Source organism: Burkholderia sp. MSMB1078WGS (genome assembly GCF_001528895.1).
Taxonomy (GTDB): domain Bacteria; phylum Pseudomonadota; class Gammaproteobacteria; order Burkholderiales; family Burkholderiaceae; genus Burkholderia.
In genome coordinates this window covers 164,713-178,093 of record NZ_LPDI01000038.1, presented here as the reverse complement: position 1 = coordinate 178,093, position 13,381 = coordinate 164,713, and the positions used below count along the sequence as shown (strand labels likewise).

At 68.6% G+C, this 13,381-nt stretch carries 10 protein-coding genes; 3 read left to right on the top strand and 7 right to left on the bottom strand.

From position 1 onward, the window contains the following. Nucleotides 1-79: 79 nt before the first annotated feature. The 5 genes from WT24_RS09400 to prpB all read right to left on the bottom strand — a co-directional run bounded on the left by WT24_RS09400 (nt 80) and on the right by prpB (nt 7,326). Nucleotides 80-1,132, bottom strand: a complete 1,053-nt coding sequence (locus WT24_RS09400; protein ID WP_060032938.1) for a CaiB/BaiF CoA-transferase family protein — start codon at nt 1,130-1,132, stop codon at nt 80-82. A gap of 194 nt (nt 1,133-1,326) precedes the next feature. Next, nucleotides 1,327-2,517 (bottom strand): 2-methylaconitate cis-trans isomerase PrpF, encoded by a 1,191-nt coding sequence (gene prpF, locus WT24_RS09395; RefSeq protein ID WP_060032935.1) that lies wholly within the window; start codon nt 2,515-2,517, stop codon nt 1,327-1,329. A gap of 24 nt (nt 2,518-2,541) precedes the next feature. Next, nucleotides 2,542-5,136: a Fe/S-dependent 2-methylisocitrate dehydratase AcnD gene (gene acnD / locus WT24_RS09390; protein ID WP_060032932.1), complete on the bottom strand. Its 2,595-nt coding sequence runs from the start codon at nt 5,134-5,136 to the stop codon at nt 2,542-2,544. An 83-nt stretch (nt 5,137-5,219) separates the two neighbouring features. Further along, the gene (gene prpC / locus WT24_RS09385) at nt 5,220-6,392 is read right to left on the bottom strand and encodes a 2-methylcitrate synthase (protein ID WP_034205934.1); all 1,173 of its coding nucleotides are present in this window, start codon (nt 6,390-6,392) and stop codon (nt 5,220-5,222) included. Between the two features lie 40 nt (nt 6,393-6,432). After that, the gene (gene prpB, locus WT24_RS09380) at nt 6,433-7,326 is read right to left on the bottom strand and encodes a methylisocitrate lyase (RefSeq protein WP_059499503.1); all 894 of its coding nucleotides are present in this window, start codon (nt 7,324-7,326) and stop codon (nt 6,433-6,435) included. Between the two features lie 170 nt (nt 7,327-7,496). Between prpB and prpR the strand changes: the two genes are divergently transcribed. After that, entirely contained in the window at nt 7,497-9,470 is a 1,974-nt protein-coding gene (prpR, locus tag WT24_RS09375; protein WP_060032929.1) for a propionate catabolism operon regulatory protein PrpR, read from the top strand. A 15-nt stretch (nt 9,471-9,485) separates the two neighbouring features. Here prpR and WT24_RS09370 read toward each other — a convergent pair whose 3' ends face one another. After that, on the bottom strand, nt 9,486-10,112 hold the full coding sequence (locus WT24_RS09370; RefSeq protein ID WP_257127460.1) for an ABATE domain-containing protein: 627 nt from the start codon (nt 10,110-10,112) through the stop codon (nt 9,486-9,488). A gap of 276 nt (nt 10,113-10,388) precedes the next feature. On the opposite strand from WT24_RS09370, the gene WT24_RS09365 reads away from it, so the two are divergent. Further along, nucleotides 10,389-10,772: a VOC family protein gene (locus tag WT24_RS09365; RefSeq protein WP_027781675.1), complete on the top strand. Its 384-nt coding sequence runs from the start codon at nt 10,389-10,391 to the stop codon at nt 10,770-10,772. A gap of 186 nt (nt 10,773-10,958) precedes the next feature. Here the strand turns inward: WT24_RS09365 and WT24_RS09360 are convergent, their stop codons facing one another. After that, a complete protein-coding gene (locus tag WT24_RS09360) occupies nt 10,959-11,807 on the bottom strand; it encodes an ureidoglycolate lyase (RefSeq protein WP_059499507.1) in 849 nt (282 codons plus the stop codon). A 663-nt stretch (nt 11,808-12,470) separates the two neighbouring features. On the opposite strand from WT24_RS09360, the gene WT24_RS09350 reads away from it, so the two are divergent. After that, entirely contained in the window at nt 12,471-13,292 is an 822-nt protein-coding gene (locus tag WT24_RS09350; protein ID WP_059499508.1) for an IclR family transcriptional regulator, read from the top strand. Nucleotides 13,293-13,381 lie beyond the last annotated feature (89 nt).

Below are 13,381 nucleotides of genomic sequence, written 5' to 3'. Positions count from 1 at the left end.
TTGACACTATATTTAGTGCGATTTCTGGTGCCAAACAGGCGGTACCGAATTCGCTCTCGACCCGTGAAGTTCGATATCCCTACTCGGCCCCGCCGCCCGCCAGCGGCATAAACCGCGGCGCCACCCGCGCCCGGACGTTCCCGTACTCGTCCGTCCGATAAATCCCGCGCGCCGTGTTGTGCGGATGCACGGCCGCGTCGGCCACGCTCAGCACCGGCGCGAAACACGCGTCGGTGCCTTCGAGCAGCGCGCGCCAGTGCGCGGACGGCTGCCCGGCGAACGCCTGCGCGAAACGCGCCTTCAGCGCGGGCCAGCGCGCCCGGTCGTACTGCGACGCGGGATCGACGTCGGTCAGCCCGAGCCGTTCGACCAGCAGCGCATAGAACGGCGGCTCGAGGGCGCCAATCGTCACGCATTCGCCGTCCGCGCAGCGATACACGTCGTAGAACGGCGCGTCGTGGAACAGGCTCGGCTGCGCGCCGTCGAGCTGCCCGTTCGCGCGTGCCCACAATGCGAGCGACCCGAGCATCGACACGATATCGACGATCGCGCCGTCGACCACGCGCCCCGGCCCGCCGCCGCGCACGTCGAGCAACGCACAGACGATCCCGAACGCGAGCCCGAGCGCGCCGCCCGCATCGCCGACGACGGTCGGCGGCACGCCCGGCCGGCCGTCGCGCGGCGCGGACAGCGACAGCAGCCCGGTCAGCGCGACGTAATTCAGGTCGTGCCCGGCCGCGGCCGCGAGCGGGCCGCGCTGGCCCCAGCCCGTCATGCGTCCGTAGACGAGTTTCGGATTGCGGCGCGCGCAAGCGTCGGGCCCGAGGCCGAGCCGCTCCATCACACCGGGCCGCAGCCCCTCGATCAGCGCATCGGCCTGCGCGACCAGATCGAGCGCGGCGTCGCGCCCGGCCGGCGCCTTCAGGTCGAGTTCGACGATCGTCTTGCCTTCGCGCAGCAGGTCGCCATCGCGGGCCCGCAGTGCGTCCGGCGCGCTCGTGCGGCCGGACGGTCGTGCGACCAGCGTGATGCGTGCACCCATACCGGCGAGCATCCAGCCCGCGAGCGGGCCGGGGCCGAGCCCCTCGAACTCGACGATGTGGATGCCGGAAAGCGGGGCATCAAGCGACATGCGATTCTCCTCTCGACGGACGCGGGCCCATGATTCGCGGTCGACCTGCGCGAGCGCGTCGGTCCGATGCCCTGTTCATCGAATTGCCTCCTCCACGCACCCAGCCAACAAAAAATCCCTGCGCAGCGGATTCGCTTCGCAGGGATCGCTTCAAGGTTCTGTTGCGCCACGCCGCACGCACGAACCGCCAGGCATCAGAACGCGTCGCCCGGCACGCGCACCCAGCCTTCCATCAGCACGCGCGCGCTGCGGCTCATGATCGCCTTCGTGACGGTCCACTCGCCGTTCTCGCGCCGCGCTTCCGCACCGACGCGCAACGTACCCGACGGATGCCCGAAGCGGACCGCGTTGCGTTCGCCGCCGCCCGCCGCGAGATTGACGAGCGTGCCGGGAATCGCCGCAGCCGTGCCGATCGCGACCGCCGCGGTGCCCATCATCGCGTGATGCAGCTTGCCCATCGACATCGCGCGTACCAGCAGGTCGACGTCGCCCGCATTCACGCGCTTGCCGCTCGATGCGACGTAATCGGCCGGCTTCGCGACGAACGCGATCTTCGGCGTGTGCTGCCGCGTCGCGATTTCGTCGAGCGTGTCGATCAAACCCATCCGCAACGCGCCGTGCGCGCGGATCGTCTCGAACTTCTCGAGCGCCTTCGCGTCGCCGTTGATCGCGTCCTGCAGCTCGGTGCCCGTATAGCCGATCGCCTCGGCCTCGACGAAGATCGTCGGGATGCCCGCGTTGATCATCGTCGCCTTCAGCGTGCCGACGCCCGGCACGGCCAGATCGTCGACGAGGTTGCCGGTCGGGAACATCGAGCCGCCCGCGCCTTCTTCCTCGGCGGCCGGATCCATGAATTCGAGCTGCACCTCGGCGGCCGGGAACGTGACGCCGTCCAGCTCGAAGTCGCCCGTCTCCTGCACCGCGCCGTTCACGATCGGCACGTGAGCGACGATCGTCTTGCCGATGTTCGCCTGCCAGATCCGCACGGTCGCGACGCCGTCGCGCGGCACGCGCGCCGGATCCACGAGGCCGCCGGCGATCGCGAACGGGCCGACGGCCGCCGACAGGTTGCCGCAGTTGCCGGTCCAGTCGACGAACGCGCGATCGATCGCGACCTGCCCGAACAGGTAGTCGACGTCGTGGCCCGGCCGCGTGCTCTTCGACACGATCACCGTCTTGCTGGTGGACGACGTCGCGCCGCCCATCCCGTCGATCTGCTTGCCGTACGGATCGGGGCTGCCGATCACGCGCAACAGCAGCGCGTCGCGCGCGGCGCCGGGCGCCTGCGCGGCATCCGGCAGATCCTGCAGTCGGAAGAACACGCCCTTGCTGGTGCCGCCGCGCATGTAGGTGGCGGGAATCCTGATTTGAGGAATATGAGCCATGTCTGTGTTCCCAATGTGCGCCGTTCAGGCGGCCTGCGACGATTCGAGGAAGTCCTGCGCGAAACGCTGCAGCACGCCGCCGGCCTCGTAGATCGACACTTCCTCGGCCGTATCGAGCCGGCACGTCATCGGCACCTCGACGCGCTCGCCGTTGCTGCGGTGAATCACGAGCGTCAGGTCGGCGCGCGGCGTGCGCTCGCCGATCACGTCGAAGGTCTCGGTGCCGTCGATACCGAGCGTCGTCCGGTTGGTGCCCGGCTTGAACTCGAGCGGCAGCACGCCCATCCCGATCAGGTTGGTGCGGTGGATCCGCTCGAAGCCTTCGGCGGCGATCGCCTCGACGCCCGCGAGCCGCACGCCCTTCGCGGCCCAGTCGCGCGACGAGCCCTGGCCGTAGTCGGCGCCGGCGATCACGATCAGCGGCTGCTTGCGATTCATGTACGTCTCGATCGCTTCCCACATCCGCATGACCTTGCCTTCCGGCTCGACGCGCGCGAGCGAGCCCTTCTTCACCGCGCCGTCGACGACCGCCATCTCGTTGATCAGCGTCGGGTTCGCGAAGGTCGCGCGCTGCGCGGTCAGGTGGTCTCCCCGGTGCGTCGCGTACGAGTTGAAGTCCTCTTCCGGCAGGCCCATCTTCGCGAGGTACTCGCCGGCCGCGCTGTTCGGCAGAATCGCGTTCGACGGCGACAGGTGGTCGGTCGTGATGTTGTCGCCGAGCACCGCGAGCGGGCGCATGCCCTTCAACATGCGCTCGCCGGCCAGCGCCCCTTCCCAGTACGGCGGGCGGCGGATGTAGGTGCTCTGCGCGCGCCAGTCGTACAGCGGCGCCGCGCGCTCGCCGGCGTCGGCGCTGCGCGCGAACATCGGCTCGTAGACCTTGCGGAACTGCTCGGGCTTCACGCTCGACGCGACGATCGCATCGATCTCCTCGTCGGTCGGCCAGATGTCCTTCAGCGTGACGGGCTGGCCGTCGGGGCCGTGGCCGAGCACGTCCCGCTCGATGTCGAAGCGGATCGTGCCGGCGATCGCATACGCGACCACGAGCGGCGGCGACGCGAGGAACGCCTGCTTCGCATACGGGTGAATGCGGCCGTCGAAATTGCGGTTGCCGGACAGCACGGCCGTCGCGTACAGGTCGCGATCGACGATCTCCTGCTGGATCTTCGGGTCGAGCGCGCCCGACATTCCGTTGCAGGTCGTGCACGCGAACGCGACGATGCCGAAGCCGAGCTTCTCGAGCTCCGGCAGCAGGTTCGCTTCTTCGAGATACAGCTGAACCGCCTTCGAGCCGGGCGCGAGCGAGCTCTTCACCCACGGCTTGCGCGTGAGGCCCTTCGCATTCGCGTTGCGTGCGAGCAGGCCCGCGGCGATCACGTTGCGCGGGTTGCTGGTGTTCGTGCAGCTCGTGATCGCGGCGATGATCACCGCGCCGTCGGGCATCTGGCCCGGCTTGTCTTCCCACTGGCCGGCGATGCCGCGCGCGGCGAGATCGGACGTCGGCAGCCGCTTGTGCGGGTTCGACGGGCCGGCCATGTTGCGCACGACGCTCGACAGGTCGAACGTCAGCGTGCGCTCGTATTGCGCGTCGGCCAGCGTGTCGGCCCACAGGCCGGCAGCCTTCGCGTACGTCTCGACGAGCTTCACCTGCTCGTCGCTACGGCCGGTGAGGCGCAGGTAGTCGATCGTCTGGCCGTCGATGAAGAACATCGCGGCCGTCGCGCCGTATTCGGGCGCCATGTTCGAGATCGTCGCGCGATCGCCGAGCGTCAGGCTCGCCGCGCCTTCGCCGCGGAACTCCAGGTACGCGCCGACCACCTTTTCCTTGCGCAGGAACTCGGTCAGCGCGAGCACCACGTCGGTCGCGGTGATGCCGGGCTGGCGCTTGCCGGTCAACTCGACGCCGACGATGTCGGGCAGCCGCATCCACGACGCGCGGCCGAGCATCACGTTCTCGGCTTCGAGGCCGCCGACGCCGATCGCGATCACGCCGAGTGCGTCCACGTGCGGCGTGTGGCTGTCGGTGCCGACGCAGGTATCCGGGAACGCGACGCCATCCTGCGCCTGGATCACCGGCGACATCTTCTCGAGATTGATCTGGTGCATGATGCCGTTGCCCGGCGGGATCACGTCGACGTTCTCGAACGCCCTCTTCGTCCACTCGATGAAGTGGAAGCGATCCTCGTTGCGGCGATCCTCGATCGCGCGGTTCTTCGCGAACGCGTCCGGATCGAAGCCGCCGCATTCGACGGCGAGCGAGTGGTCGACGATCAGTTGCACCGGCACGACCGGGTTCACCTTCGCCGGGTCGCCGCCGCCGTCCGCGATCGCGTCGCGCAGGCCGGCGAGATCGACGAGCGCCGTCTGCCCGAGGATGTCGTGGCACACCACGCGCGCCGGGAACCACGGGAAATCGCGTTCGCGCTTGCGCTCGACGATCTGCTTCAGCGACTCGGCGAGGATCGCCGGATCGCAGCGGCGCACGAGGTTTTCGGCGAGCACGCGCGACGTGTACGGCAGCGTGTCGTAGGCGCCGGGCGCGATCGCGTCGACCGCGGCACGCGCGTCGAAATAGTCCAGCGACGTGCCGGGCAGGGGTTTGCGGTTGGCGGTATTCATGATGTGGGGCGGGAATTCGGGGTATGACGCGCCGCGCGCGCCGGCCGCCCGCCTCGCGGGCGCCGGTGCGCGCGGCGGGCGTGTCAGCGCTTCTCGATCGGCACGAACTGCAGGTCTTCCGGGCCCGTGTAGTTCGCGCTCGGGCGGATGATCTTGTTGTCGATGCGCTGCTCGATGATGTGCGCGCTCCAGCCCGACGTGCGCGAGATCACGAACAGCGGCGTGAACATCGCGGTCGGCACGCCCATCATGTGATACGACACCGCGCTGAACCAGTCGAGGTTCGGGAACATCTTCTTCGCGTCCCACATCACCGATTCCAGGCGCTCGGCGATGTCGTACAGCTTCAGGTCGCCCGCTTCCTTCGACAGCTTGTGCGCCACGCCCTTGATCACCTTGTTGCGCGGATCGGAGATCGTGTAGACCGGGTGGCCGAAGCCGATCACGACTTCCTTGTTCTCGACGCGGCGGCGGATGTCGGCTTCGGCGTCGTCCGGCGAGCTGTAGCGGCTCTGGATCTCGTACGCGACTTCGTTCGCGCCGCCGTGCTTCGGCCCGCGCAGCGCGCCGATCGCGCCGGTGATCGCCGAGTAGATGTCCGAGCCCGTGCCCGCGATCACGCGGCCGGTGAACGTCGACGCGTTGAATTCGTGCTCCGCGTACAGGATCAGCGACGTGTGCATCGCCTCGACCCATGACTTCGACGGCGTCTTGCCGTGCAGCAGGTGCAGGAAGTGGCCGCCGATCGAGTCGTCGTCGGTTTCGGTCTCGATGCGCTTGCCGTTGTGCGAGAAGTGATACCAGTACAGCAGCATCGAGCCGAGCGACGCCATCAGGCGGTCGGCGATGTCGCGCGCGCCCGGCAGATTGTGGTCGTCCTTCTCCGGCAGCACGGTGCCGAGCACCGACACGCCCGTGCGCATCACGTCCATCGGGTGGGCCGACGCCGGAATCTGTTCGAGTGCGGCCTTCAGCGCGCTCGGCAGGCCGCGCAGCGCGCGCAGCTTGGCCTTGTAGGCGGCCAGTTCGGTCAGGTTCGGCAGCGTGCCGTGCACGAGCAGGTGCGCGATTTCCTCGAACTCGCACGATTCGGCGACGTCGAGAATGTCGTAGCCGCGATAGTGCAGGTCGTTGCCGGTCTTGCCGACCGTGCACAGCGCGGTGTTGCCGGCCGTCACGCCCGACAGCGCCACCGACTTCTTCGGCTTGAATGCGCCTGCGGCGGCCGGTGCTGCTGCGTCTTTCGTCTCGCTCATGTTTTCCTTCTCCAATGGGTATCGGGGGGTGCGGGCCGTGTTACTTCTTGCCCTGCGCGAACAGTTCGTCGAGCTTGCGCTCGTATTCGTGATAGCCGAGGAAGTCGTACAGCTCGGCGCGCGTCTGCATCGTCGGCACGGCTGCCTTCTGCGTGCCGTCGCGGCGCAGCGTTTCGTAGAAGTTCAGCGCAGCCTTGTTCATCGCGCGATACGCGCCGCAGCAGTACAGCGCGATGTCGACGTTCGCCTCGCGCAGCTCTTCGACCGTAAACAGCGGCGTCGAGCCGAATTCGGTCAGGTTCGCGAGGATCGGCACCTTCACGGCCGCCTTGAAGCGACGATAGTCGTCGAGCGTCTTCATCGCTTCCGGGAAGATCATGTCCGCGCCGGCTTCGACGTACGCGACCGCGCGCTCGATCGCCGAGTCGATCCCTTCGGCGGCGGCCGCATCGGTGCGCGCCATGATCACGAACTGGTCGTCGGTGCGCGCATCGACCGCGGCCTTCACGCGATCGACCATTTCGTCGGTCGGCACGACCTCCTTGCCCGGGCGATGGCCGCAGCGCTTCTGGCCGACCTGGTCCTCGAGGTGCACGGCCGCGACGCCGGCGTTGATGAACGAGCGGATCGTGCGCGCGATGTTGAATGCGCCGCCCCAGCCCGTGTCGATGTCGACCAGCAGCGGCAGGTCGGTCGCGTTGGTGATCCGGGTCGCGTCGATCAGCACGTCTTCCATCGTGCTGATGCCGAGGTCGGGGATGCCGAGCGAGTTCGCCGCGACGCCGCCGCCCGACAGGTACACGGCCTTGAAGCCGACGGCCTGCGCCATCTTGGCCGCGTACGCGGTGATCGCGCCGACCACCTGCAGCGGCTGCTCGGCCGCGACTGCCGCGCGGAACTTCGCGCCGGCGCTCTGAAGATGCGTATTGCTCATGAACGGCCTCCTGATGGAATGCCCGATAACAGCAAGGACCGGGCCAGCTTGCGAAACGCCGCTAACCCACTGATTCTTAAGCAACCGCCGAGGGCGTTGCATCGGTCGCTCATTTCAATTCGGCAATCTCATGTTTCAAAAATGAAATCGCGCGCGCATAATCGGCCGTCATGGACCTCTCTTCGACCAAGCCCGTCGGCCCTGCCGACCGCACGGTGCGCCCGCGCATCTGGGCGATGGGTATCAGCCGCCTGCGCGACCTGTTTCGCGAGATCGCCGGCGAATTCGACGAACGCGCCGACGTGCGCATCGTGACGCGCGCGTACGAGGACGCGCTGAGCGCGATCGCCGAGGCCGGCGCCGCGCGGCCCGACGTGATCGTCGCGGCCGGCTCGAACGGCGGCTTCCTGAAAACGCGCGCGCAGGTGCCGGTGGTGGTCGTGTCGCCGACCGGCTTCGACGTGATGCAGGCGCTCGCGCGCGCGCGGCGCGATGCAGCGCGGATCGCGCTCGTCAGCGCCGGCGAAACGCCGCCCGAGGTGCGCCGCTTCGTCGCCGCGTACGGCCTCGACGTGCAGTTTGCGTCATATCAGTCCGCGCAGGAAGCGGAAGCCTGCGTGCACGACCTGCGCGATCGCGGCATCGAGACGATCGTCGGCCCGGGCCTCGTCACCGATCTCGCGGCGAGCGCCGGCATGGGCGCGGTGTTCCTGTATTCGCATGCGTCGGTGCGCAAGGCGGTCGAGACGGCGCTCGAAGTCGCGTATGCGACGCACGCCGAGGCATTCCGCCGCCAGCGGCTCGACACGCTGCTGCAGCACCTGCGCGACGGCGTGGTCGCGCTCGACGCGCACGGCCGCGTCGAGGCGATCAACGAACGGCTCGCGTCGGCGCTCGGGGTCGAACCCGCGGCGGCCGTCGGCCGTGCGCTCGTCGACCTGCGGCCCGAGCTGCGCACACTGCGCGGCGAAGACGGCGACGCGCTCGCGACGATACGCGGCGTGCGCTACGTCGTGCATCGCGGGCCGCTGGTCGATCGCGGCGTCACGTCGGGCAGCGTGCTGACGTTCCAGGAATCGCGCGCGGTCGAACGGCTCGATCGCGCGTTGCGGTCGCAACCGACCACGCAGCAGTTCGCCGCACGCTACGCGCTCGACGACGTGGTCGGCGCATCGGCGCCGATGACGCGCGTGCGCGATCTCGTGCGCCGCTACGCGAAATCCGACGCGACCGTGCTCGTGCTCGGCGAAAGCGGCACCGGCAAGGAAATGATCGCGCAGAGCCTGCACGCGCTGTCCGCGCGGCGCAACTATCCGTTCGTCGCGGTCAACTGCGGCGCGTTTCCGGAAGCGCTGCTCGAGAGCGAACTGTTCGGCTATGAAGAAGGCGCGTTCACCGGCGCGCGGCGCGGCGGCAAGACCGGCCTGTTCGAGGCCGCGCACCGCGGCACGCTGTTTCTCGACGAGATCGGCGAGATGCCGCCGTCGCTGCAGAGCCGGCTGCTTCGCGCGCTGCAGGAGCGCGAGGTGATCCGCCTCGGCTCGACCGAGCCGATCCGCATCGACGTGCGCGTGATCGCCGCGACGCACCGGCCGCTGCTCGCGGCCGTCGAGGCCGGCACGTTCCGCGCGGATCTCTATTACCGGCTCAACATCCTGAACGTCGGCCTGCCGCCGCTGCGCGAGCGCGCGGCCGACATTCCCGCGCTCGCGGCGACGTTGCTCGTGCAGGCTGCGCGGCGCGAGCCGCGTCTCGCCGAACGCGTGCGCGACACCGACGACGCGCTGCGTGTGCTCGACGCGACGCAAGCGGCGCTCGCGCGCTACCGCTGGCCCGGCAACGTCCGCGAACTGCAGAACGTGGTCGAGCGGATCGCGGTGGAGCTGGCGGAGGAAGCCGACGAAAGCGATCCGGGCGCCGCGTGCGCGGCGCTCGCCCCCGGCGCGCTGCAGGCGATCGCGCCCGAACTGTTCGCCGCGCCGCCCGACGCCGACGACACGCAAACACTGCATGCGCGCCGCCGTCGCGCGGAAGCCGACGAGATCCGTGCGGTGCTCGACGCGTGCGGCGGCGACCGCGACCGCGCGTGCGCGATGCTCGGCATCAGCAAGACGACGCTGTGGCGGAAGCTGTCGGCGAAATAGGTTCGGGCCGCCCGGTCATTCGGCCTTGTGATAGTGGCGATACGCCTTCGCGCGATTGCCGCACGACGACATCGAGCACCAGCGTCGGCTGCCGTTCTTGCTGTCGTCGATGAACAGCCACTGGCATGCATCGTTCGCACAGCGCTTGACCTTCGCGAGCCGCGTGCCGCCGAGCAGGTCGATCGCCGACCACAGCACCGGGCTCAGCAGCCCCGCGAGCGTGGCGCCCGGCGCGTCGATCCGCCACGCATAGCGGCCATCGACGCGCACCGGCGCAACGCGCGGCGACGCTTCCGCCAGAAAGCCGCCGAGCAGCGCGAGATCGGCATCCCGCGGCTCGCGCTGCTCCGCCTGGGCGTGAAACAGCCGGTATAGCGCCTCGCGCAACGCGAGCGCCCGCGCGAGCATCGTCGGCGCGTCGCCCTTTTTCTCTTCGTCAGGCACGCGACATGCGTCGGCCAGCTCGGCCGGTACGCCCGCCTGTTCGCGGCACCACGCCAGCAGGTCGTCCAGCGTGCCGAAGGTTTCCGTCGGCGGGTCGCTGCCGCGCCAGTACAGCGTGTTCGCGAAATCGAGGCTCAGCGTTTCGGACGGCGCCGGGATCAGGCAGTCCGTCGTGACGGAAGGTTGCGTTTTTCTCATGGTGCGATCGTATCTAACCACCATGCCGGTTGACAAGCGTCCGAGCGATTTCTAACATAACCGCCATGGTGGTTAAAAACAGGGGGCTGCACTGCCCTTCCCTTCGATCCAAGGAGACACAGATGATCGATCGTCTTTCGTTCAACGTTATCCACATCGCCGCCGGCCGCACGTACGACGACATCACGCTCGGCGCGCTTCGCTACAAGCGGCTGGCATGGTGTCTATAAGCAGGTTCGCCGCACTGAAGTCCCCCTCAGTCCAAAGGAGCTACAGATGATCGATCACCTTTCGTTCGGCGTTGCACACATCGGCCGCAGCCGCACCTTCTACGACAGCGCGCTCGGCGCACTCGGCTACAAGCGTCTGTATAGCGACGACGGCGCCATCGGGTACGGCACGACCGAGCCCGAGCTGTGGTTGCAGCACGCGGCTCGCCCCGTCGTCGCCGATCCCGATTCGGGATTGCACCTGTCGTTCAAGGCCGCGTCGCCGGTCGAGGTCGATGCGTTCTACCGCGCCGCGCTCGAGCACGGCGGCAAGGACAACGGCGGGCCCGGCAAGCGCGAGCACTACGGCCCCGGCTATTACGCGGCGTTCGTCGTCGATCCCGACGGGTATCGGCTCGAAGCGCATTGCGAGCTCGACAACGTCGTCTGATCCGCTGCGTGCGGACGCCGACGAACGACAAAGGCCCGATTCCGCATCGCGCGGAATCGGGCCCATGGTTTCGGCTACATCGTCGTTCGGTGCGCGCCGGTCGCGGCGGCGGTCGTGCCCACGGGTCGGGCAGCATGGCCCGCGCGCGCGGCTACATGCTCCCGCCGGCCCGCGCCGTTCACGCGCTCATTGCGCGTTACGCGTGCTCTGCAACTGCTCGCCGAGCCCTTCGATCCCGAGGCGCACCGTCTGGCCGGCCCTCAGGAACACCGGCGACGGCTTGATGCCCATGCCGACGCCCGGCGGCGTACCGGTCGTGATCACGTCGCCCGGCTGCAGCGTCATGCAGGTCGACAGATACGCGATCAGTTGCGCGACCGTGAACACCATCGTGCGCGTGTTGCCGTTCTGATAGCGGTGGCCGTCGACTTCGAGCCACAGGTCGAGACGCTGCGGATCCGGCACTTCGTCGCGCGTGACGAGCCACGGGCCGAGCGGGCCGAACGTGTCGAAGCCCTTGCCCTTGTCCCACTGGCCGCCGCGCTCGATCTGCCATTCGCGCTCGGACACGTCGTTGACGACGCAGTAGCCCGCGACGTAATCGAGCGCGCGCGCTTCGTCGACGTCCTTGCACGTCGCGCCGATCACGACACCCAGCTCCACTTCCCAGTCGGTCTTGACCGAACCCTTCGGGATGTCGATGCCGTCGTTCGGGCCGCAGATCGAACTCGTCCACTTGCCGAACACGACCGGCTCCTTCGGCACCGCCATGCCGGCTTCGGCCGCGTGGTCGGCATAGTTCAGGCCGATGCCGATGAACTTGCCGACGCGACCGACGCACGCGCCGATACGCGGCTCCCCGGACACGAGCGGCAGCGTGGCAGGATCGATCGCGCGCAGCCGCGCGAGACCCGCGTCGGACAGCACATCGCCGGCAAGGTCCGGCACATGCGCGGACAAGTCGCGAATCCGGCCGGCCGCGTCGAGGATGCCGGGCTTTTCCTGGCCGGACGGGCCATAGCGAAGCAGTTTCATCGTGCTTAACCTCTGTTGTCGAATGGGACAGGATACCGGCCGACGCGGCCTTTCGCGGCCGCGCGCCGGACGGGTTGTCGATCGTCGAGTGCACACGTCGGCGCCGTATGCGGCGTGCCGTCGACGCGCGAGAGTTGCGCGGGCGCAGCGATCGCGGCGCCGTACGACGGTACGGCGCGCATCGAACGGGCGGCCGCCGGTCTGCGCATCGGCGACGACGGCCCGGCATCCGCGACGCGTGCCGGCCTATGCCGGCCGGCTGCACGCGCGGCCGCGCCGTCGCTGGCCCGCAAGCCTTTGTACCATCGGCCACGCGCCGTGAAATGACGCGCGACGGATACCGACTATTGGTGCGCCTGCCGACGCTGCGGCGCAGCACCCGCTGCACCCACGTCGATCGCTCGGCCGTCATTCGCGGCGGCGCCTGCCATCGGTGCATGAATACTGGCAATTCGGGGTGCCCCTGTCATCGAAAACGTTTGCCCATCCGTTCTTGTTCGGTAACGATCGGTAAAAAGACGCTGCATTGCACACTGTATGTTTATTGCTAAGCTCGCACGGATGGTTTCCATGGCCATCCGCGGGGCCGCCCTATACGCGTGCAGAACCGGCCAGCGTGCGTCGCCGACCGATCGACGGTAATCCCCCAACCTCACACCGACAATGCAGACAACCAACGACCCGCTTCCCGGCTGCGACGCACGGGAATCGATGGCCGCAATCGACCGCTATCGCGCACCCGCGCTCGACAAGGGCCTCGACATTCTCGAACTCCTGTCCGAGCAGAAGGAAGGACTCACCCGCACCGAAATCACGAAGGAGCTCGGCCGTAACGCGAGCGAGATCTACCGGATGCTCGAACGCCTCGTCGCGCGCCGCTACGTGATGCGTTCGACCGGCGGCGACCGCTACACGCTCAGCCTCAAGCTGTTCGCACTTGCGCACCGGCATCCGCCGATGAACCGGCTGATCGCCGAGGCGCTGCCGCCGATGCAGCGCTTCGCCGATGCCGCCGAGCAGTCGTGCCACCTGTCCGTCTACGATCGCGGCAACCTGCTCGTGATCGCGCAGGTGGACGGGCCCGGCCCGTGGGGCGTGTCGGTCCGGCTCGGCTCGCGCGTCGGCCTCGCCGATACGGCGTCGGGCTGCATGATGCTGGCGTACCAAAGCGCCGAGCAACGCGCGCACATGCTGGCCGAGCACTGCAAGGTCAAGGGCGAGGCGCCGCTGAACGAGCAGGAACTCGCGAATGCGTGTCAGTCGATCCGGCAGTCCGGCTATCTGCGCCAGGACAGCCGGCAAGCGTACGGCGTGACCGACCTGACCGTGCCGATCCTCGGGCCGGCTGGCCACGCGATCGCGGTGCTGACCTGCCCGTACATGCGCCGGATCGATGCGCACATGGCGCCGTCCGTCGACGTGGTCGTCGGCGCACTGCGCGATACGGCCGCCCATCTGTCGATGTGCCGCACCGAGACCTGCTGACGCGCGGGTTACCCGGCAAAATGCACGAGGCACGGCGCAGCGGCGCCGGCTCCGGGTATGCGCGACGCCCGTGCGGTGCCCGATGCGCG